Origin of the sequence: Lacticaseibacillus nasuensis JCM 17158, from assembly GCF_001434705.1 — a bacterium.
GTDB classification, from domain to species: domain Bacteria; phylum Bacillota; class Bacilli; order Lactobacillales; family Lactobacillaceae; genus Lacticaseibacillus; species Lacticaseibacillus nasuensis.
In genome coordinates this window covers 292,203-312,634 of sequence record NZ_AZDJ01000001.1, presented here as the reverse complement: position 1 = coordinate 312,634, position 20,432 = coordinate 292,203, and the positions used below count along the sequence as shown (strand labels likewise).

The window sequence follows — 20,432 nt, the reverse complement described above, 5'->3', positions numbered from 1 at the left end:
TATGGGAGATTACGCACACCGAACAAAAAAACCGTGAGCAATTGCCTCACGGTTCACCTGCGCCAGTCAGACTTAATGCTGGCGTAAATATTGCAGTGCATCAGCCAAAGTGCGCACGGGCACGACGACCATTTTCGCTTTCAGGTGTTTGGCAGTTCGCTTCGCCACTGTGTAATTATTCTGGTAGGTTGGATCTGCCTTTAATATCTGCTTGGTCGCCGGGGTGTCTGGCGCGAAAAAGATTTTCGCCCCTTCCCGATTGGCCATGTACACCTTTTTGTCGATGCCGCCGATTTGCCCAACGTTGCCCGCAGCATCAATCGTACCGGTGCCAGCGATTTTGCGGCCGCGGCGGTAATGTTGCTGGGTAATCAACGTGTAGGTTTGAACCGCAAACATCAACCCAGCGCTGGGCCCGCCGATGTCACCCGCGTCGATGGTCACCTTCGGCTGAGTGGTCATAGAGGTGTGCTCGGTCAAGGAAATCCCAATGCCGGCGCGCTTAGTTCCCGGTAGCCGCATCAGTTTGGCCGTGGCGTGGTGAGTCTTGCTGCCGCGCAGGTAGGTCAACGTCAGGCGACTGCCGATTTTGCGCTGGCTAATGGCCTTCACATAGGCATCGGCCGTCCCGTAATGGTGCCCGTCTAGCGCGGTGATGGTGTCCCCCAGGCGCAACTTACCGCGAAATGGCGAGCCCTTCATGATGGACATCACATAAATGCCCAAGTGGCGCGTCGTGACGGGCCGGTTGGCGGCCTTAAACGCTGCGGCCACCGCCCCATTAGCGGCACTTTTGATATAGTACCGCTGGAGCAAGTCATACTCGGCGCTGGTGTCGGTGCCCATCAACTCGGTTTTGGTGTCAATTTCGGCGTAGGGCTGCAGTTTCGCCCAAAGGTATTCACCCACGGTCAAGGGGCCCATCACACCAACGGTCGTCAGCATGTAACTCCCTTTTTCGCGGTCCGGCCGTCCCGCCACCTTGACGTATGGTTTCAACGATTCGGCGGAGCCAGGCACCTCGGCGTACTTCCCGGTGGGCCAAAATCCCACCATGGTGACGATGATTAAGGCCACCGCCGCCCAGCGCCACCGCGACTTACGCATGCGGGGCCTCAAACTTGGCCGTCAGGGCTGTGGCGACATTCGCCGGCACCAACGCCGTCACGTCACCGCCAAAACTGGCCACTTCGCGAATCAAACTCGACGAGACGAAGCGGTAGCGTGGCGCGGCCATTAAGAAGACAGACTCCAAGTCAGCGGCCAAGCTGGCGTTCATCGCCGCAATGTCGGCTTCGTAATTGAAATCGGCAGTGTTGCGCAACCCCCGCACCAAATATTGAGCGCCAAGCGTCTGCGCAAAGGCAACGGTGAGCTGTCGCGGTGCGGCAACCACGGTGACATTGGCCAACGCCTGCACGGCTGTGTTGATCAAGGCCACTTTTTCCTCACTGGTAAACAATGGGGCCTTGCTGACATTGGTCATCGGCGCCACGATCACCTGGTCGAACAGCGCACTGGCCCGCCGAATAATGTCGAGGTGGCCATTGGTCAAGGGATCAAAGCTGCCTGCATATAACGCTGTTTTGGTCATGCCTCTGCCTCCCGTTGCAAAATGATGACTTGCGCCACGCCGTAAGTTTGCCGGCGCAAAATCGTGTAGCCGGCAATCACTGCTGGATACACCACGTCTAACCCCGTTTCAAATAAGACCCGGCCGCCCGGGGCCACGAGGTCATGCGCCAGCAGCGCCGCCAACTGCGCGAGCACCTCTTGTTTGGCATACGGCGGGTCAGCGAGAATCAAGTCGAACTGCTCACCGGCCTCACCTAACGTGACAATCGCGCGATCCACCGGCGCTTTGATGACGGTAAACCGCTCCGGCGCGTCAAACAAGGCCAGATTGGCCCGCAACGTCTTGATGGCCGCGTACTGATGATCGACGAAGGTTGCGTGGGCCATGCCGCGGCTCACCGCCTCGATGCCCAGCCCGCCGGTGCCGGCGTACAGATCCAACACCCGACCGCCGTCAAAGTAAGGGCCGAGCATGTTGAACATCGACTCCTTGACCTTGTCGGCGGTTGGCCGGGTTTGGTTGCCTGGCACAGCAGCCAAACGTCGCCCGCGAAATTCGCCGCTAATAACGCGCATTGTCTTCCTCCACGTCCTTGGTCCCCTTGGCACTGTGCTCACCGGCGGCCAACTTGCCGACGCGATCCGCAAAGTCCATGTCGACTTCCGGGCGGTGCGACGGCTCGACCCGCTTGACGAAGCGCAGCTTGGCTAATTTGGCCATGACCGTCGGCGCCGCGACGGCGTCCACGTACAAATAGGCGTACTTCATGCGGCGCGACACGTACATCACGGTGCCGTAATGGCGGAGCGCTTTGATTTGTTTCACCGAATACAGCCACACGACTAGGCCGATTCGCGGGGTAATCTCTAACATCGTCATCCTCTATTCTTGGTGCAGTGGCTTCAACGTGGCCAGCAATTCCTGGGTTTCCACCAAGTCGCCGGCCCCGACATACAAATGTTGCACGACCCCGGCAAACGGCGCATGCACAGTGGTTTCCATCTTCATCGCCTCGGTGACGAATAAATCGTCACCGGCGGCGACGGTATCGCCAACGCCAACGGCCACGCTAACGATCTTGCCGCCCATCGGTGCCCCGATTTCGTTGTGGTTCGTCGGCTCGGCTAGCTGGTGCACCGTTGTGGTTTGGGCCACGCTAGCATCGCGGACCTGCACCTCGCGCTTTTGGCCGTTGACGGTAAAGTACAGCGTGCGCATGCCGGCTGCATCGGGCTCACCGATGTTGTCCAAGCGCATGATGTGCGTGATTCCCGGGCGAATGTGCACGTTGATTTTCTCGCCAATGCGCATGCCTTGGAAGAACGTCGGTGAATCCAACACGGCGACTGGTCCATACTTGACTTGTTCACTGAGGTACTGGTTGAACACGGTGGGATACAAGATCTCACTAAGCACGTCTTCGTCGCTCGGCGCCGCCAAGCCGGCATCTTGGAGCTGCTTGCGCACGGCGGCAAAGTCAACGGCTGGAGCACTGGCCCCCGGCCGAGACGTTAACGGCTGACTGCCGCGCAGGATTTTGGCCTGCAAGGCAGCTGGGAAGCCGCCGACGGGTTGGCCTAGATCGCCGCGGAAAAAGTTCACGACGGATTCAGGCAAATCCAACGTATCGGCATGGGCTTCAACGTCGGCTGGCGTCAGATGGTTCTGCAACATATACAATGCCATGTCGCCGACGACCTTAGAGCTCGGCGTGACCTTGATGATATCGCCAAACAAGGTGTTCACTTCGGCGTACATCGCCTTGACGGCTTCAAAATCCGTCAGGCCCATGCTGCGGGCCTGTTGCTGGAGGTTGGAATACTGGCCGCCTGGCATTTGGACCGTATAAATGTCCGTCAGCGGGCCGCTGACACCGTTGCTGAAGTCCTGATAATATGGGCGAATGCCACTGAAGTAGCGGTTAATTTTCTCCGCGGCGGCAATGTCGAGTTCCGGCTGGCGCGGGCTCTCGCTCAGCGCGTAGTACAGGCTTTCCATTGAGGGCTGGCTGGTGGTGCCGGAAAACGCATTTTGCGCGACGTCGACAATGTCCACGCCGGCCCGCGTCGCTTGCACATAGGTCGCCACGCCATTGCCGGTGGTGTCATGCGTGTGCAGGTGAATCGGCACATCTACGGCGTCCTTCAGCGCACTGACCAGCACATAGGCGGCTTGCGGCTTCAACAGCCCCGCCATGTCCTTGATGGCCAAAATATTGGCACCGGCGTTGACCAGCTCCTTAGCCAAGTTGACGTAGTAAGCCAGGCTGTACTTCGGGTGGGTATCGCTTAAGATGTCGCCGGTGTAGCACATGGTACCTTCGGCGATTTTACCGGTGTTGCGCACCGCGTCGATGCTGTGGGTCAGCTGCGGTACCCAGTTCAGGCTATCAAAAATCCGGAAGACATCGATGCCGGCCTTAGCGGCGGTTTCGATGAACTGGGTGATCACGTTGTCGGGATAATTTTGGTAGCCCACGGCGTTGCTGCCGCGGAACAACATTTGCAACAAGGTGTTCGGCATCGCTTGGCGCAACGCATGCAGCCGCTGCCACGGGTCTTCTTTCAAAAAGCGGTAGGCCACGTCGAAGGTCGCCCCGCCCCACATTTCCATGCTGAACAGATTCGGCAAGGCGCTGGCCATGTCCGGTGCCACCAGCAACATGTCCCGCGTGCGCATGCGCGTCGCAAACAGACTTTGGTGGGCGTCTCGCATGGTGGTGTCCGTCAACAACACCTTGGGCTGGGCCTGGACCCAGCGCGTCACCGCATCGGGGCCTTGTGCCGTCAGCAATTGGCGCAAGCTGTGAGCGGCCACGGCTGGGGCCTTGAACTGGGCATGGTAATGCCAATCGGGGTAATACTTTTGCTCGCGACGGTGCAAGTCCGGGAAGCCGTTGACGGTGATTTCACCGACATAATTCAGCAGTTCGCCGGTGAGGCTGCGCGTCGGCTTAATGGTAAACAGACTCGGCGTGTCGTCGATGAAGCGCGTTTCCGCGGCGCCGGTTTGGAACGTCTTCGTGGCCAGCACATTTTGCAAAAATGGCAGGTTGGTCTTCACGCCGCTGATGCGAAATTCGCGCAACGCCCGCTGCATCTTCCGCACGCTGGCGTCAAAGGTAGCTGCGTGCACGGAACACTTCACGAGTAACGAATCAAAATACGGGCTGACCACCGCACCGGCGTAGGCGTTGCCGACGTCCAGCCGCACGCCGTAACCACCAGGCGAACGGTAGGTTTGAATCGTGCCGGTATCTGGCATGAAGTGATTCTGCGGATCCTCGGTGGTGATGCGGCACTGAATCGCGGTGCCGTTGTAGTGCAGGTCCGCTTGCTGCGGCAGGTGCAAATCGGCAAACAGGTCCGCCCCAGCCGCGATGCGCAGCTGACTTTGCACGATGTCGACGTCGGTGATCAGCTCGGTAATCGTGTGCTCGACTTGCACCCGCGGGTTGACCTCGATGAAGTAGAATTGGTCGCCATCGACCAGAAACTCGACGGTGCCCGCATTTTCGTAGTGCAGGCTACTCATCAACTGCACGGCGGCGGCGCAAATCTGCTGCCTCAACGCCACCGGCAAGCCGATGGCCGGCGCGATTTCGATCACCTTTTGGTTGCGGCGCTGAACGGAACAATCCCGTTCGAATAAATGCACCAGGTGGCCGTGGCTGTCGCCAAGGACCTGGACTTCGATATGTTTTCCGTGCTCGATGTAGCGCTCGACGTACATGCGGTCGTCACCAAAGCTGGCCTTGGCTTCATTGACCGCGTTTTGGTAAACGCTGCGCAACTCAGCTTCGGAGCGCACGATGCGCATGCCCTTACCCCCACCGCCGGACGCGGCCTTCAGCATGATGGGAAAGCCGTGCGTTTCAGTAAAGGCCAACACTTCATCAAAATCACGGGTCGGCTCTGCCATGCCGGGGATGGTGGCCAGCCCGGCGGCGTGCGCTGCCGCCTTGGCCTTGACCTTGTCACCGAAGACATCCAACAATTCCGGGCGCGGCCCCACAAAGGTCAGCCCGGCCGCCTGCACCCGCCGCGCGAATTCCGCGTTTTCGGATAACAACCCGTAGCCAGGATGAATGGCGTCTGCGCCGCTTTCCTTGGCGATACGAATGATGTCATCCATGTCCAGATACGCCGCAATTGGCGCCTTGCCTGCACCGACTTGGTAGCTTTCCTGCGCCTTGAAGCGGTGAATGGCGAGCTCGTCTTCGGCGGCAAAAATACCGACCGTTTTGAGCCCGAGTTCCTCACTGGCGCGAAAGATGCGAATCGCGATTTCGCCGCGATTGGCGACCAATACTTTATGCATGAACTGCCTCCGCTTGTTTCAACCGCTGCTGTTTCTCCTTGGCACTGATGTTCAACATGATCCCCATGCCAGCTGACAGCACCAACATGCTCGACCCGCCGTAACTGATGAACGGCAAGGTGACCCCGGTGACCGGCAGCACCCCGGTGACAGCGCCGACGTTGAAGATTGTCTGCAACATCATCATCGTGGCGATGCCGTAACTGATCAACGCGTAAAACGGGCGCGTGGCCTTGGAGCCGACGAAGTAAATGCGCATGATCAGCCAGAAAATCAACCCGATGACGACCAAGGCGCCGATGAGGCCGAGCTCCTCGGTAATCACCGCGAGGATGAAGTCGGTGTACGGCTCAGGCAGGTAGCCGAGTTTTTGGCTACTGTTGCCGAGCCCGACCCCGAACAAGCCGCCATGGGCAATTGCCACCAGCGAATTGACCACCTGATTGCCTTCTAGCTTGCGCATGGCAAACGGGTGCACCGCCGCAATCAGGCGCCGCAGCTTGTAGCTCTTGCTGGCCAGATCCGCCAGCGGCAGCCGGTTGATGATGTAATAACCCAGGCCCAAAATGGCGGCGATGAACGCGGCAAACCCAAACCCATATTTCAGCGAAATCCCGCTGGCCGCCAACATCACCAACGTAATGCCGGCAATGATGATGGCCCCACCGGTATCCGGCTGAAACCAAACCAAGATCAAAATCAGGCTGATCATCAAGACCGGTTGTGCCAACTGCATGATGCTGAAGTCGGGCGCCGCCATTTGGTCTTGCCGGCTGGCAAACATGTGCGCCAGGTAAATGATGACGCCGAGCTTAGCGAATTCGGTTGGCTGAATCTGAATTGGCCCGATTCTGATCCACGCCGTCGCCCCGTTGATCGCCGCCGCCGGGTCCAGGTGACTCAGGACCGTTAAGTACAGCAGCATGATGAACAACACGGCCAACATGAACTTTTGCCACCCCGGCGAGCGGAACACCGATAGCTTAAAGTAATAGAAGAACCAGGCCAATAACAGCCCGAGCAGCACATAGGTGAGCTGGCGCATCAGCACCGTCGTTTCCGCCCAGCCGTATTGGTTCTTGATCCAGTAGGCGCTTGCCGAATACACCATGACGACCCCGATTGCGCACAGCAAGAGGTATGGCACCAGCAAATAGTAATCGAGGTAGCGGAGTTTTTTCAGCAAACGAATCGCCCTTTCACGCAAAAATAATCTACTCGAATTATAGCATAGGACGCGCAACCGGGGGCGCGGCCACTTAATGAACGAAAAATGATAGTTCCCAAGATTTTCTCACCTGTTTCTTCATTTTCATTCAAGATTAGCGTATGATGAACAGTATCGTTAGATTCGGAGGGGGAATGATCATGGCAAAAGCCATCACACCAGAACAAATTACCGCATATCGCCAACAACTGCTGAATATTCATGGCAGCAGCGCACTCAGTCGCGCCGTTCAAAACGTTGGGCCCGACGCCGCCAGCCGCGGTCCGCTGGAACAGGCCGGCGTGAAGCCGGCCTTCAGCCTGGAACTGGACACTGGTGCGGTCACCAACCAGAAGCAAAGTGGTCGCTGCTGGATGTTTGCTGAGCTCAACACGATGCGCCACTTTAGCAGTGCCAAGTTTGGCATCAAGGACATGGAATTCTCCCAGGCTTACTTGGCGTTTTACGACCGGCTGGAAAAATCCAACCTGTTTTTGGAAGAAATCATCGACAGCGCCGACAAGCCGTTAAGCGACCGGGCTGTGGCCGATTACCTCACCCAGCCCAATGGCGACGGTGGCCAATACGACAACGCCCCGGCGTTGATTGAAAAATACGGGCTCGTCCCGAAGGCCGCGATGCCGGAAACTTACAACAGCTCTAAAACCGCGGAATTAAACAGTGTCCTAAACCTCAAGCTGCGGAAGTCCGCCAGCGAGTTGCGCGCCGCCTTTGCCGCTGGCGCCAGCCATGACGACTTGGAGGCGCAAAAAACCAAGCAGCTCAGCGCCATTTACCGGATTCTGGCCTACGCCTACGGGAACCCGCCGACAACCTTTGACTTTGAATACCGCGACACGGACAAGCAGTACCACCGCGATGCCCACCTGACGCCGCAAGCCTTTTACGCCAAGTACGTCGGCTGGGACCTCAACACCTATGTCGACATCATCAGTAGCCCGGCCGCGGACAAGGAATATTACCAAACCTACACCCTACCCGACTGGGACAAGGTCGTCGGCGGGCGCCAGGTCAAGTTGGTCAATGTACCCCAAGACGTGTTTCAAAGCCTGATCATCGCCCAGCTAAAAGCCGGTGAAACGGTGTGGTTTGGCAATGACGTCCTCGAAGACATGGATCGCGACAGCGGTACGCTGGTCGGCGACTTGTATGACATGTCTACATTGTTCGACGTGGACTTGGAAATGACCAAGGCCGATCGCTTTGCCACGCGGCAGGCCCATGTGTCTCACGCTATGACCTTTACCGGTGTCGACTTGGTTAACGATCAGCCGACCAAGTGGAAGGTGGAAAACTCCTGGGGTAAGGACCGCGGCCACGACGGCTACTTTACCGCCGACCAACGGTGGTTCAAGGCCTATGTCTACGAAGCCGCCATTCGCGAGGATTTGTTGCCACAAGCGGTCAAAGATGCCATGGCCAAGCCGGCAATTGTGCTGCCGACCTGGGACCCATTAGCTTAATTCGTTGGAACGGCCAGTTTGGCCGTTTTTTTGGCTTGTGCTTCGAGATGGTGTTTGCTATATTATAAACAATCACTACGGAGGTTGTTAAATATGCCAACATCAATCGATTATACACGGGGCTACACCCAAGTCGGCACCACCCTGTCCTGTCTGTATTGTGAGCAACAATATGCCACCACCGAAGTCTATCCCAGCGGCGATCACTATTACCAAGCCACCGCCGCCATGACACAACACCTGAGCGCTACCCACGGCGGCGCGCTGCAGGCGTTACTGCATGCCGACGCCGACTGCGGGCTAAGCGCGAGCCTGACCACGCTCGCGGAACTGCTGGCCCAGGGCTTAAGCGATTCGGTAATCGCCCAGCGGCTGGGTGTGGCCAGCGCCACGGTGCGCAGCCAGAAGTTCAAGCTGCGGGCGAAGGTGGCGGCCGCCACCCGCCTCGTCGCGTTAGGCGAGCTGCTGGCGCTCAACGATGACACGTTGTTGCCGGCGCCGGCGGCCACGCAAGTCGATGCGCGCTATGCCATTACCCCGGCCGAGCGCACCAAGACGCTGGCCACCTTTGTGGATGCCACCGGCCGCATCGCCACCTGGCCCAGCAAGGAAAAGCGCAAGCTCATCCTGCTCAGCTACCTCATGGCGGATTTTGATGTCCACAAGAATTACAGCGAGTCGGCGGTCAATGCCATCTTGCAACAACACGTCTCCGACTATGTCACCGTGCGCCGCAACTTGATCGAATATGGGCTCTTGGCCCGCACCCCAGATGGGCGCACCTACTGGGTGAAAACCGCTTAACGCAAAAACGCCGCCGCAATCTAAGATTGCGGTGGCGTTTTACTTGCCTAGTCCTTCGGCATCTTCTTGCGCTTGTCGAATTTCTGGCGTTCGTTGGTGTTCAGAATCTTCTTACGCAGACGCACGCTTTGCGGCGTTACTTCGCAAAGTTCGTCTTCGTTCAGGAATTCCAGACTGTTTTCCAGGCTCATCTTGCGCGGCGTCTTGATGGCGGCGGCATGATCCTTCCCGGCGGCCCGGGTGTTGGTCAGGTTCTTCCCCTTGGTAGCATTGACGGCAATGTCGTTTTCACGCGAGTTTTCGCCGACAATCATGCCTTCGTAAACTTCCGTGCCGGCATCGATGAACAATTGCCCACGTTCCTCGATGGACTGCAGGGAGTACGTCGTGGCCTGCCCGGCGTTGATGGACACCAGCGCCCCGGTGGTCCGGCCAGGCGTCCAGTTGCGGATGACTGGCAGGTACTTCTCGAAGGTGTGGTTCATGATGCCGTAACCGCCGGTGCTGGACATGAACTCGGTGGAATAGCCGATCAAGCCACGAGATGGCGCCAGGAACGTGAGGCGGGTTTGGCCGTTGCCTTCGTTTTCCATGTTCTTCATCTCGCCCTTGCGCTGGGCCATGGCGTCGATGATCGTGCCGGTATATTGCTCCGGCGTATCGATCACGACTTCTTCAAACGGTTCGGACAGCTGGCCATCGACTTCGCGGTAGATAACTTCCGGCCGGCCGAGTTGTAATTCGAAGCCTTCCCGGCGCATCTCTTCGATTAAAATGGAGAGATGCAGCTCACCACGGCCGGACACCATCCAGGCACCAGCCTGGTCGGTGTCGTCAACGCGCAGCGACACATCGGTTTGCAGCTGGGACTTCAAACGGTCCTCCAGCTTGCGCGCCGTCACCTTGTCGCCTTCGCGACCAGCGAATGGCGAGTTGTTTTGCATGAACATCATCTGCAAGGTTGGCGGATCGATCCGCAGAATCGGCAAGGCCTCTGGTTGGCTGGCGGAAGCCACCGTTTCGCCGACGTAGATGTCATCCATGCCACTAACGGCAATCAAGTCGCCGGACTTGGCGGACTTAATCTCCACACGCTTCAGGCCGAAGAACCCAAAGAGCTTGGTGACGCGGAAGTTCTTGTTGGTCCCGTCGAGCTTCATGACGGTCACGTTGTCGCCCACGGCAATGCTACCGCGGAAGACACGGCCGATGCCGATGCGGCCCACGTAGTCGTTGTAATCCAGCATGGAAACCTGGAACTGCAACGGCTCGTCGGCGGTGTCTGCCGGGGCCGGAATCGTCTTGACGATGGTGTCGAATAACGGCTTCATCGTGTGTTCTTGCTTGGCCGGGTCGGAATCGTAGCTACTGGTCCCGTTGATGGCAGACGCGTACACGATCGGGAATTCGAGCTGGTCTTCATCAGCGCCGAGTTCGATGAATAATTCCAACACTTCGTCGACGACTTCTTCCGGGCGCGCGCCTGGGCGGTCGATTTTGTTGATGACCACGATTGGGGTCAAGTGTTGTTCCAGTGCCTTTTTCAAGACGAAGCGGGTTTGTGGCATCGTGCCTTCAAAGGCATCGACGACCAACAAGACGCCGTCGACCATCTTCATGATCCGTTCCACTTCACCACCGAAGTCCGCGTGACCGGGGGTATCCACGATGTTGATCGTGGTGTCCCCATACTTAACGGCCGTATTCTTGGAAAGGATCGTGATGCCCCGTTCCTTTTCGATGGCGTTACTATCGAGTGCCCGGTCGCCGATCGTCATGTGTTCGGGAAGGGTATCGGATTGCTTCAGCATTTCATTGACCAAGGTGGTCTTACCATGGTCAACGTGCGCAATGATCGCAATATTCCGAATATCGTCGCGTGTTTTCACTAGTGTACTTCCTTTCAAATGGTGCAGGGATTGAATTTCTGACAATAAAAAAGTGTGTCGCGCTGGACACAGGTTCCGATTTATTAGTATAGCACAGCGCGCCACGCGTGTCGCGCTTTTTCAGAAAAAAACGGCGGCCGCCGCCACCGATTTCAATCGAGCTCATTCATCATCAGTAAAATCTGCTCCTGCGCCCGCGGCATCGCGGCCACGACGATGCCAGGCTCGAGCAATTTGATCGGCTCTCCGTCCGGCCGGGTCACGATTAACCCGAAGCTGCGCCCGATGGCTAGCCCCGCCGCGATGTCCCAAGGCTGCAGGTACGAGACGTAACCAACCAACTGACCGCGGGCAATCGCGTTAAACTCCATCCCCGCACTGCCGGACATGCGCGCGCCGGAGCTGGCCAGCGCAATGTCGCCCAGGTGCAGCTTGTTCTTCAGTGCCATCGGGCCATTGACGCCCAGCAACCCGGCGGCCAGCTCCGGGTCGCCCGGGGCGGAAAGCGCCTTGTGGTTCAGCTGCAGCGGCCAATCCGGCCCGCCGGTCACCACCGCATTCGCCATCACGTCCATGATGGCGCCGTACAACGGCTGACCATTTTCATAAACGCCAATCATCACGGCAAAGTTGGCACGCTGGCGCACGAAATTCATCGTGCCGTCGATGGGATCGACGAAGAACACGAGGCCAGTCAGGTCGGCGGCCTTCGCGCTGGTCCCTTCCTCCCCTTCAATGTGCGCCTGCGGATAGGCCTGGCGAATCTTGCCGATCAAAAACAGCTGGTTGGCCTTGTCGACATTGGTCACCAAATCATTGCGGTTGGTTTTGGTATCGACGTTGACCTTGCTGGCCATGGCCGCCAGGATCTGGTCACGGCTTTCCTGCAGCCAGGTGCGGACGTTTTGGTCGAGTTGGGCGATGGCAACACTAGTCATGGCGCACCCCTCCCAGGCGAATACGCTGACCGGCACCGGCGCGCGCGGCTTTGACGACGTGATACAAGGAGTAGCCCGAGACCTGCTCGAATTCCCGGCCCAGGCGCTTTTCGGTCATTTGGTCCGGCACCACCTGCTTGAACGCCCGGTAAGCGGCGAGGAAGTTGTCGCGGTCGACCCCTTTTTCATAGGCGTCTTCCACCAGGGAATAAAAGGTGGTCACCGCCACCATGTCGGCCGTGCTCCAGTCGGGTTCAAGCGGGTATTGATAATTAGGCTTCATGCGAATTCTCCTTTGTTTTCCCTATTTTAACGCAAAAAAACGCGCGGGTCGCCCCACGCGATGAAGAAGATTAAGCTAAGCGCCACGAGACTGGGTCCTGGTTGTACCGGAACGCCGCTTCTTTGGCGGCGTGGCGGGTTTCACCAACCAGGGATAACGTAGCTTGATAACGGCGAATCAAGGCGGCTAGCCGCGCTTGTTCCGCGCGACCCAGCCGACGGACCACATGGGTAACCAGGCTCGGCACGCCCTTGAGGAAGTGCCCGAGTTTCGCCACTGCGGCGAGTGCCGCAGCCACGCCCGGCACCGTCGTTGGGGCGGTGCCGACTGCAACCGCATCGGCGGCGGCTTGCGTGGCACAGGCGGCGCCGATGGCCAATACGGTCACCTGCCCAGCCTGTTGCACGCGGCTGCCGGCCATGGCGCACCCGGCAGCCGGTTTGCGGCCGGTGAGCCACACCAAGGCGGCTAACCAGCGCGTTGGCACCACCGTCACGCCGCCAGCTAACGCCGCGTCGACGGGCAACACTTGCCCAACGTGGGTTTGAATCACGTCGCCGGCCACCAACTCGCTGGCGGCGACATAGCGACTCAGGCCTTCCCGCACTACCAACACGGGTTGCGCGGGATTGCGCAGGCGCGTTAAGCGCTGCGTAATTGTCAACTTAGCCACACCGAGCACACTCATCACCACGAGGGCAAAGGCGAACGCCAACGCCCAATCGTGGCTGGCAGCCAGCCAAAAGCTGACGCCCGCGACCAGCATACCCACCGGCAGCACCTGCAACACAGGCAGGCGCAGCGGCGTTGTCGGAGTGGCACGACGAATTTTTTGGACCTGATAACGGGTCAGGCCACTAGTCATGTCAATGAACATCGTGAAGCTCCTCTCCGTCCCGGGAGAAGGCTAGCGATGTACCTCAAAAAATAGATTTAATGGCGGCACAACGACAAACCTTCCGGGATCTGCATTGTCGGGACTACTGCCATCTGAACTAGTTTGTTTCATGTGCTCACCACCTTTCCTTCACCTTCCGCCACCCGTGGGAAATCAAAAACCACGCGCAACGACTGAGTGCGCGCGTGGTTCTGCATCCCAATCGTTTAGTTTTAGCACTATACGCCTAGAAGCAAGCTTCAGCTACGTTAGCGAAAGCCTTCATGGGCAGTCGCGGTTGACTCATTGGCATCTCTAGATGTTTCTGAGCAGTAGCATTGTTCGTATAGGAGCCTCACCTAACGGAAAGCACCGATTTACTTTACTGACTAAGCGTAACAGCCTGCAGGCCCGAAGTCAAGCGGGTTAGACCGTCCGCCGGCCATTGCGGGCGCGCAGCGCGTACAAAATGGTGACGGTGTCGACGACCTCTTGGAACATCGCGCCGACAATCGTCGGAATCACCCCACCGGCGGCAATCAACATCAAGCCGGTACAGATCCCAATGCCGATCCACACCGCCTCTTTGGCGATGCGCATGGTGTCTTGCGCGATGACCACCGCGTCGGCCGTTTTCTCCAAGTTATCGGGCAAAATCACAGCGTCGGCACTTTCGCTGGCCGCCGTCGCCCCGTGCGCCCCCATGGCTATCCCGACGTCAGCTAACGCCAAGGCTGGCGCGTCGTTGACCCCGTCGCCGACCATCACCGCCGGCCGCAGTTCCGCCGGCAGGCCATCGAGCACCTTAATCTTATCCGCCGGCAGCTGGTGCGCGTAAACGCGGTCGATGCCAACAGCTTGGCCGACCTCATCGGCAACCGTTTGGCTGTCGCCAGAAATCATGATGGCATGCTGCAGGCCTAAGTCATGCAGGCGGGTAATCGTCTGCTTGGCTTCCGGCCGCGTGACGTCCGCGAAGGTGATCGCGCCGGCGTACTGGTCGTCGATGCTGATGTACACCGCCGTGGTCGCCTGCTTGGTGGGAGCACCGGCAAAATCGGCCTTCCCTACCTTAACGGCTTGCCCGCCGACCTGGGCGGCCACCCCTGCGCCGGTGACTTCACGCACCGCCGTGGCCGGCAACAGATCCTTGGCCGCCACCGCGTGGGTTAAAGAGCGCGCCAGAATATGCGTGCTTTGTTGCTCCACCGAGGCGGCGAGCTGCAACAGCCGGGTGGTACTGAGGTCCCCGGCTGGCAGAACGTCGGCAACGGCGAGCACGCCTTGGGTAATGGTCCCGGTTTTATCAAAGGCGATGGTTTTGGCCACCGCCAATTTCTCCAGCGTCGTGCCGGACTTCACGATGATCCCGGCGCGGCTAGCACGGCTCATGCCGGAGACCATCCCCACCGGCGCGGCGAGAATCAACGGACACGGCGAGGCCACCACCAGCACCTGAGCCAAACGTACCGGGTCTCCGGACAGCCACCAGGCCACCCCGGCAATCAGGTAGGCCACGATGGTGAACGGCACGGCGTAACGGTCGGCCATGCGGACAAAATGCGCCGGCTTGGCGGTACTTTCCTGCACCAGGCGCACGATGGCCTGGTATTGACTGTCGGCGGCGCGCTTGCGAACGGTCATCGTCAGCGCCACGTCGCCGTTGATTGTCCCGGACATCAGCGCCGCGCCGGGCCCTTTTTCCAGCGGCCGGCTTTCGCCGGTCAGGCTGGCTTCGTTGACCAGGCTGGTGCCGGCGGTGATGACGCCGTCAACCGGGACTACTTCACCGGGCTTGACAATCAGCGTGTCGCCCACCGCCGCCGCCTCGGCTTCAATGTCGGTGACGACGCCATTGACGTCGCGATGCGCCACGGTCGGGGTTTGGTCCAGCAGCTGCTTCAAGTCGCGCGTGGCTTTGTGCTGCGCGTAATCCTCCAAGGCGTCGCCGCCGGTCAGCATCAGTAAGACAATCAGCCCGGCCCAGTATTCGCCAACGGCCATGGTGGCGACGACGGCGGTGATGGCCAGCAAATCGACCCCAAACGAGCCGCTACGTAGCGTCTTAATCATGTCGATCAACATTAACAGCGCGATCACGGCACCAATGGCCGTCACCGCCCACTGCGCCCACCGCGCCGAATGCAGCCCAAACTCGAGCACCAGCGCCACAACCCCCACGGCCAGTACTGCCCATAACCGCCGATAATTCCTCATTGTCTTACCTCCCAAGAAGACGTCGGCGGGTGGTCACCCGGACCGGGCGACAAAGCAATTCAATTGCCAACGTCTCATTCTTATTTATAATCATTCTAAACTAATCCGTTCCCAAAATCTACCCCCACTGCAAATTATTCAACCGCTGTGGTACAGTTATCAGGAAGCGTGGCCAGCCACGCCAGCGATTCAATGGAGGGAACAGTTGTGTATCTAATGAAAGACATTACGCGGGATGGTGCGCCTGTGCTGCGCGCGCACGCCGCGAAAGTTGCATTTCCACTTTCGGCCGCCGACCGCCAATTGGCTCACGACATGATGGAATACCTCGTGATCAGCCAAGACGAAGAACAAAACGCGCAGTATCACTTGCGGCCAGGTGTCGGCTTGGCCGCGCCGCAAGTCGGTGTCGGCGAAGCGATGGCCGCCGTGTTGGTGCCGGGACCAGATAACGAGATCCTGTTCAAGGAAGTCCTCATCAATCCCGTCATCATCAGTCACAGCGTGCAACCCGCCGCCTTGGCGGAAGGCGAAGGCTGCTTGAGCGTCGATGAAGATGTACCCGGCTATGTCGTGCGCCACGACCGCATCACGATTCGCTACCAAAACCTCGACGGCGAAACCAAGAAGGTACGGCTGAAGAACTACCCGGCCATCGTTTGCCAACACGAAATCGATCACCTCAACGGCATCTTGTTTTACGATCACATCAACAAGCAAAAACCGTACAGCATCGATCCAGAAGCCGTCATCATCGAATAACCACTAAGCGCGCCGCAATGCGGCGCGCTTTTTGTTAGGACACCTTGGCCACGTCGCCCACGTATTCGCTCGTGGCGGCATTGGCCACATAGGCGACGTCAAAGTGCGTCTCGCCGCCGCGTTGCCACCAATCTGTCACTTCAAACGGCGCGTACCGCGGTGAAAGCGGCGTGAACCCCGCCGCCTGCGCCTGCTCGCTGAGCGCCGCCGCGACGGCCGCTCGCGTCAACTTGGCCTGCGGATCGGCCACGGTGTAGGCAAAAGCCATGATGCCGTGCCCCCACACGTCGGCCACCGGCAAAGACGCCGCCGGCGCCGCCGCGCCCAGCGCCGCCATGGCCGCGGCCACTTGGGTGTCGGTGATGCTGTGGCCGCGGCGAATCAAGAGTTGTAAGGCGCGCTTGCGGTGCCACACGCGCCACCAGACGATGCCGATGGCCGCAACGAGCACGACAATCAGCAAGCCCACGAACATCATCCAAGGCATGGCTCGACCTCCTTTTTTGGTTACATTCATTATAAGGCAGTCACCGGGCAAAACGCGAATGCGCCAGCCTGTAGCAGAGCGTTAAGCGTTATGGTAAACTAGTCATAACTGTTGAGCGATTCAACAAATGATCGGTTCATGCAAGTCCCGACCCCGCCTTGGCGGGGCTGGGTTTTGCGTCACGAAAGGAGAACACATGATTTACAAAGTACTGTACCAACAAGACAAGGTGCGCAACCCGAAGCGCGAAACCACGAAGACCCTTTACCTGGAGGCCGACTCTGCTGTCGCCGCCCGGGCCAAGGTCGAAGCCAATACCGAATACAACATCGAATTCATTCAGGAACTCAGTGGCCACTTCCTGGAGTTTGAGCAAAAGTCCGAGGACTTCAAGCTCACGGAGTTTTAGCCAATGAAACTCAACATTAAGAAAAACGAGGTTGCCGTCTATGCCATCGGGGGCTTAGGCGAAATTGGGAAGAACATGTACGGCGTCGAGTACCAAGACGAAATCATCGTCATCGATGCCGGCATCAAGTTTCCCGAAGACGACCTTTTAGGGATCGACTATGTCATCTCCGACTACGGTTACCTGCAGGCCAACCAGGACCGCATCAAGGCCTTGGTCATCACCCACGGCCACGAAGACCACATCGGCGGGATCCCCTACTTCCTCAAGCAGGTGCCTAACGTCCCGGTGTACGCCCCGCCACTAGCCGCCGCCTTGATTCGCGGCAAGCTGGAGGAACACGGGCTGCTGCGGACCACGCAGCTCACCGAGGTCAAAGAAGACACGGTATTGAAGTTTGGTCCGATCACGGTGGACTTCTTCCGCACCACGCACAGTATCCCCGATACCCTCGGGGTAGCGGTGCACACCCCAGTCGGTGTCATCGTGGAAACCGGTGACTACAAGTTCGATCTCACCCCGGTTGGCGATCAGCCGGCGCCGAACTTGCAAAAAATGGCCCGGCTCGGCGAGGAAGGCGTGTTGCTGCTCATGAGCGACAGCACCAACGCCGAGATTCCGACCTTCACCAAGTCCGAGCGCTTTGTCGGCCACTCGATTCGCCACATTTTCGACCGCATCGAAGGCCGCATCATCTTCGCCACCTTCGCCAGTAACATCAGCCGGATTGCGCAAGCCATCAGCGCCGCGCGCGCCCATGGCCGCAAAATCGCGGTGTTTGGCCGCTCGATGGAAACGGCGATGGTCAACGGCCGCGAGCTCGGGTACCTGGATCTCAACGACGATGAGCTGATTGACGCCCACGAGTTGAACAAGATCCCGGCCAATGAAGTGATGATCCTGTGTACCGGCTCGCAAGGCGAACCAATGGCGGCATTGTCGCGCATCGCCAACGGCACCCACCGGCAAATCAGTATCCAACCCGGCGACACCGTCGTCTTTTCCAGTAACCCGATTCCGGGCAACACCGTCTCCGTCAACCACGTGATCAACGAGCTGGAAGAAGCCGGCGCGGAAGTCATTCACGGCAAGGTCAACAACATCCACACCTCTGGTCACGGTGGCCAAGAGGAACAAAAGTTGATGTTGCGCCTGATGAAGCCCAAGTTCTTCATGCCGATTCACGGTGAATACCGGATGCTGAAGATTCACACGGAACTGGCGCAGGAGTGCCACATTCCCGAAGACCACTGCTTCATCTTGGATAACGGCGACGTCTTGGCCTTGACTGAAGGCCACGCCCGCCGCGCCGGTCACTTCCCGGCTGGCGACGTTTACGTCGACGGCTCCGGCATTGGTGACATTGGCAACGCGGTGATCCGCGATCGCCGCATGTTGTCCGAAGAAGGTCTGGTCGTCGTGGTCGCCACCATCAACATGCAAAAACAAGCCGTGTTGTCTGGCCCCGACCTGCTTTCTCGCGGGTTTATCTACATGCGCGAATCCGGTGAGCTGATCAACTTAGCTCAGCACTCGGTATACCGCACGATTAAAAATACGTTTAAGCAAAACGAAAAGGTGACCGAAGGCATCCTCAAAGACGCCATCACCAGCAACCTCCAAGACTTCTTGTTTAAGAAGACGGAGCGGCATCCGGTAATCTTGCCGATGCTCATTCTCCTGTAGTTCCCGACCCGCTCACCTGAGCGGGTTTTGTTTGTTTTCTGCAAATTTAGTCGGTATAATGTAACAAGCTTACGTGAACGGGAGAATGCGGATGGCCACGGAATATTTCGATATTATTTTTAACCCAGCGGCTGGCGCCGGTACCGCCGGCAAGGTCCTCAAGTTACTCAAGGCGGAGTTGAAGCGGCGCCACCTCGACTACACGGTGCGCATCTCGCGCTACGCCGGTCACACCATTCAGCTGGCCCGGCAAATCGGCAACTTCGGCACCAAGCCCAACGCCGTGATTCTTGTCGTTGGCGGCGATGGCACCTTGAACCAAGCCATCACCGGCCTGCGCGCCTCCGCTCACCCGGAACTACCAGTGGCCTATATTCCCGCTGGCTCCGGCAACGATTTTGCCCGCGGCATCGGGTTGAGCCAAGACCCGCTGAAGGCGTTGCAACAGGTCCTCGACGCCACCGAGCCGATTGTCCGCGACATCGGGCGCTACCGCGAAGCCACCCGCAACGAAGCGGGTTACTTCGTCAATAACATCGGCATTGGCTTTGATGCCGCCGCCGTCGCCGCCGCTAACCGCAGCAGCATGAAAACCATCTTGAACCGCCTGCACCTCGGCAGCCTCGCCTACATGTTCGGCGTCGTCAAGGTCTTTTGGTCCCGCAAGCCCTTCCCGGTGGCTGTCTACATGGATGGCAAGCGCCACTACATTCAGCGTGCGTTTTTATGCACGACAACCAACCACCCCTACTTCGGCGGCGGCGTCCGCATTCTGCCTACCGCCACGCCCACCGATGGGCTGCTGGACTTGATTGTCGTCGAGCACCTGAACACGCCGTACTTCTTGTTCTTACTGTTGCAGCTGATTCGCGGCCAGCACCTGAAGTATAAGCGCGTCCACCACTTCCGCTCCGCCCACCTGCGCGTCGAAACCAACTCGCTGGAATTTGGCCAAATGGACGGCGAGGAAATGGGCAGTCGCGCCTATGAGCTCGACTTTTCGGTGGCCAAGCAAAATTTTTGGTTCAAACTCAAGTAACCACGCCGCATCGGCGTGGTTTTTTGTTATTCATTTGCCCGCCGGGTGAGCTCACCATCATGGGACATCTGCCGCAGATGATTTCGCGCCGTTATGTTTGGCAAAAATTCCGGGGCCTGCTATGCTTAAGCCAAGATCTTCTCAAGTCGGCCTAGCGGACAGTGCACGGTGCGCGCACCCGGTTGACTTGCCTAGACAAAGGGAAGCCCCGACCTAGCCAGGTCGGCCTTTCGAAACATCCAGAAGGCAGCCTTATGAAGCCGTTCCGCTGGGAATTGGCAATATACAGGATGTGCAGGCGGCTAGTCCAACAGCGCAAGCTCGAGGCAGGTGATCACGTAAGCACCGGCAATTCCCCACATAGTACGGGATGTGGGCGCTCCACCTGGCAGAACGACGGCCAGCCACTGAACTCGCCGTTCGGTCATGACCCTTACACCGCGCCTAGGCTGGT

18 protein-coding genes and 1 riboswitch are annotated in these 20,432 nt (G+C 58.6%); of the genes, 6 read left to right on the top strand and 12 right to left on the bottom strand.

Annotation, left to right across the window (positions count from 1 at the left end; translation table 11 throughout):
* Positions 1-72 precede the first annotated feature (72 nt).
* From FD02_RS01530 to FD02_RS01505, 6 genes are read right to left on the bottom strand one after another with little or no spacing between them, the layout of a single operon-like run.
* The gene (locus tag FD02_RS01530) at positions 73-1,107 is read right to left on the bottom strand and encodes a SepM family pheromone-processing serine protease (RefSeq protein WP_056949953.1); all 1,035 of its coding nucleotides are present in this window, start codon (positions 1,105-1,107) and stop codon (positions 73-75) included.
* On the bottom strand, positions 1,100-1,594 hold the full coding sequence (gene coaD / locus FD02_RS01525) for a pantetheine-phosphate adenylyltransferase (protein WP_054723107.1): 495 nt from the start codon (positions 1,592-1,594) through the stop codon (positions 1,100-1,102). The genes FD02_RS01530 and coaD overlap by 8 nt, the downstream gene beginning before the upstream one ends.
* Positions 1,591-2,151 (bottom strand): 16S rRNA (guanine(966)-N(2))-methyltransferase RsmD, encoded by a 561-nt coding sequence (gene rsmD, locus FD02_RS01520; RefSeq protein WP_054723106.1) that lies wholly within the window; start codon positions 2,149-2,151, stop codon positions 1,591-1,593. The genes coaD and rsmD overlap by 4 nt, the downstream gene beginning before the upstream one ends.
* A complete protein-coding gene (locus tag FD02_RS01515) occupies positions 2,138-2,449 on the bottom strand; it encodes a YlbG family protein (protein ID WP_082603257.1) in 312 nt (103 codons plus the stop codon). Before FD02_RS01515 ends, rsmD begins: the two co-directional genes overlap by 14 nt.
* A gap of 9 nt (positions 2,450-2,458) precedes the next feature.
* Complete coding sequence (locus tag FD02_RS01510; protein WP_056949952.1) at positions 2,459-5,896, bottom strand: pyruvate carboxylase; 3,438 nt, start codon at positions 5,894-5,896, stop codon at positions 2,459-2,461.
* Positions 5,889-7,082, bottom strand: coding sequence for an FtsW/RodA/SpoVE family cell cycle protein (locus FD02_RS01505; protein ID WP_235806653.1), 1,194 nt, complete (start codon positions 7,080-7,082; stop codon positions 5,889-5,891). The genes FD02_RS01510 and FD02_RS01505 overlap by 8 nt, the downstream gene beginning before the upstream one ends.
* Positions 7,083-7,264: 182 nt before the next feature.
* Here FD02_RS01505 and FD02_RS01500 point away from each other — a divergent pair, with 182 nt between their 5' ends.
* Together FD02_RS01500 and FD02_RS01495 are read left to right on the top strand one after the other, a co-directional pair.
* Positions 7,265-8,587 carry a C1 family peptidase gene (locus FD02_RS01500; RefSeq protein WP_056949961.1) on the top strand — a complete coding sequence of 441 codons (1,323 nt, stop codon included), beginning with the start codon at positions 7,265-7,267 and terminating at the stop codon, positions 8,585-8,587.
* A gap of 93 nt (positions 8,588-8,680) precedes the next feature.
* Positions 8,681-9,391, top strand: coding sequence for a DUF2087 domain-containing protein (locus FD02_RS01495; protein ID WP_056949951.1), 711 nt, complete (start codon positions 8,681-8,683; stop codon positions 9,389-9,391).
* Positions 9,392-9,438: 47 nt separating this feature from the next.
* Here FD02_RS01495 and typA read toward each other — a convergent pair whose 3' ends face one another.
* The 5 genes from typA to FD02_RS01470 form a co-directional block, all read right to left on the bottom strand.
* Complete coding sequence (typA, locus tag FD02_RS01490; RefSeq protein WP_056949950.1) at positions 9,439-11,280, bottom strand: translational GTPase TypA; 1,842 nt, start codon at positions 11,278-11,280, stop codon at positions 9,439-9,441.
* A 152-nt stretch (positions 11,281-11,432) separates the two neighbouring features.
* A complete protein-coding gene (locus FD02_RS01485; RefSeq protein WP_056949949.1) occupies positions 11,433-12,218 on the bottom strand; it encodes an inositol monophosphatase family protein in 786 nt (261 codons plus the stop codon).
* Positions 12,211-12,501, bottom strand: coding sequence for a UPF0223 family protein (locus tag FD02_RS01480; protein ID WP_054723102.1), 291 nt, complete (start codon positions 12,499-12,501; stop codon positions 12,211-12,213). Before FD02_RS01480 ends, FD02_RS01485 begins: the two co-directional genes overlap by 8 nt.
* Before the next feature lie 70 nt (positions 12,502-12,571).
* The gene (locus FD02_RS01475) at positions 12,572-13,378 is read right to left on the bottom strand and encodes a hypothetical protein (protein WP_056949948.1); all 807 of its coding nucleotides are present in this window, start codon (positions 13,376-13,378) and stop codon (positions 12,572-12,574) included.
* 211 nt (positions 13,379-13,589) lie between these two features.
* Positions 13,590-13,752, bottom strand: a riboswitch (M-box (ykoK) riboswitch).
* A 52-nt stretch (positions 13,753-13,804) separates the two neighbouring features.
* Positions 13,805-15,595: a heavy metal translocating P-type ATPase gene (locus FD02_RS01470; RefSeq protein WP_056949947.1), complete on the bottom strand. Its 1,791-nt coding sequence runs from the start codon at positions 15,593-15,595 to the stop codon at positions 13,805-13,807.
* A 207-nt stretch (positions 15,596-15,802) separates the two neighbouring features.
* Between FD02_RS01470 and def the strand changes: the two genes are divergently transcribed.
* A complete protein-coding gene (gene def, locus FD02_RS01465; protein WP_054723639.1) occupies positions 15,803-16,357 on the top strand; it encodes a peptide deformylase in 555 nt (184 codons plus the stop codon).
* A gap of 34 nt (positions 16,358-16,391) precedes the next feature.
* Here the strand turns inward: def and FD02_RS01460 are convergent, their stop codons facing one another.
* Positions 16,392-16,844, bottom strand: coding sequence for a hypothetical protein (locus FD02_RS01460; protein ID WP_056949946.1), 453 nt, complete (start codon positions 16,842-16,844; stop codon positions 16,392-16,394).
* A gap of 196 nt (positions 16,845-17,040) precedes the next feature.
* Between FD02_RS01460 and FD02_RS01455 the strand changes: the two genes are divergently transcribed.
* The 3 genes from FD02_RS01455 to FD02_RS01445 all read left to right on the top strand — a co-directional run bounded on the left by FD02_RS01455 (position 17,041) and on the right by FD02_RS01445 (position 19,978).
* On the top strand, positions 17,041-17,253 hold the full coding sequence (locus FD02_RS01455) for a DNA-directed RNA polymerase subunit epsilon (protein WP_054723148.1): 213 nt from the start codon (positions 17,041-17,043) through the stop codon (positions 17,251-17,253).
* A gap of 3 nt (positions 17,254-17,256) precedes the next feature.
* A complete protein-coding gene (rnjA, locus tag FD02_RS01450; RefSeq protein ID WP_056949945.1) occupies positions 17,257-18,939 on the top strand; it encodes a ribonuclease J1 in 1,683 nt (560 codons plus the stop codon).
* A 91-nt stretch (positions 18,940-19,030) separates the two neighbouring features.
* The gene (locus FD02_RS01445; protein ID WP_056949944.1) at positions 19,031-19,978 is read left to right on the top strand and encodes a diacylglycerol/lipid kinase family protein; all 948 of its coding nucleotides are present in this window, start codon (positions 19,031-19,033) and stop codon (positions 19,976-19,978) included.
* The last annotated feature ends 454 nt before the right edge of the window (positions 19,979-20,432 follow it).

Coding starts and splice junctions, on each gene's coding strand:
- FD02_RS01530 (WP_056949953.1), bottom strand. CDS start 1,107: ATGCGTAAGTCGCGGTGGCGCTGGGCGGCGGTGGCCTTAATCATCGTC.
- coaD (WP_054723107.1), bottom strand. CDS start 1,594: ATGACCAAAACAGCGTTATATGCAGGCAGCTTTGATCCCTTGACCAAT.
- rsmD (WP_054723106.1), bottom strand. CDS start 2,151: ATGCGCGTTATTAGCGGCGAATTTCGCGGGCGACGTTTGGCTGCTGTG.
- FD02_RS01515 (WP_082603257.1), bottom strand. CDS start 2,449: ATGTTAGAGATTACCCCGCGAATCGGCCTAGTCGTGTGGCTGTATTCG.
- FD02_RS01510 (WP_056949952.1), bottom strand. CDS start 5,896: ATGCATAAAGTATTGGTCGCCAATCGCGGCGAAATCGCGATTCGCATC.
- FD02_RS01500 (WP_056949961.1), top strand. CDS start 7,265: ATGGCAAAAGCCATCACACCAGAACAAATTACCGCATATCGCCAACAA.
- FD02_RS01495 (WP_056949951.1), top strand. CDS start 8,681: ATGCCAACATCAATCGATTATACACGGGGCTACACCCAAGTCGGCACC.
- FD02_RS01485 (WP_056949949.1), bottom strand. CDS start 12,218: ATGACTAGTGTTGCCATCGCCCAACTCGACCAAAACGTCCGCACCTGG.
- FD02_RS01480 (WP_054723102.1), bottom strand. CDS start 12,501: ATGAAGCCTAATTATCAATACCCGCTTGAACCCGACTGGAGCACGGCC.
- FD02_RS01475 (WP_056949948.1), bottom strand. CDS start 13,378: ATGTTCATTGACATGACTAGTGGCCTGACCCGTTATCAGGTCCAAAAA.
- FD02_RS01470 (WP_056949947.1), bottom strand. CDS start 15,595: ATGAGGAATTATCGGCGGTTATGGGCAGTACTGGCCGTGGGGGTTGTG.
- FD02_RS01460 (WP_056949946.1), bottom strand. CDS start 16,844: ATGCCTTGGATGATGTTCGTGGGCTTGCTGATTGTCGTGCTCGTTGCG.
- FD02_RS01455 (WP_054723148.1), top strand. CDS start 17,041: ATGATTTACAAAGTACTGTACCAACAAGACAAGGTGCGCAACCCGAAG.
- rnjA (WP_056949945.1), top strand. CDS start 17,257: ATGAAACTCAACATTAAGAAAAACGAGGTTGCCGTCTATGCCATCGGG.
- FD02_RS01445 (WP_056949944.1), top strand. CDS start 19,031: ATGGCCACGGAATATTTCGATATTATTTTTAACCCAGCGGCTGGCGCC.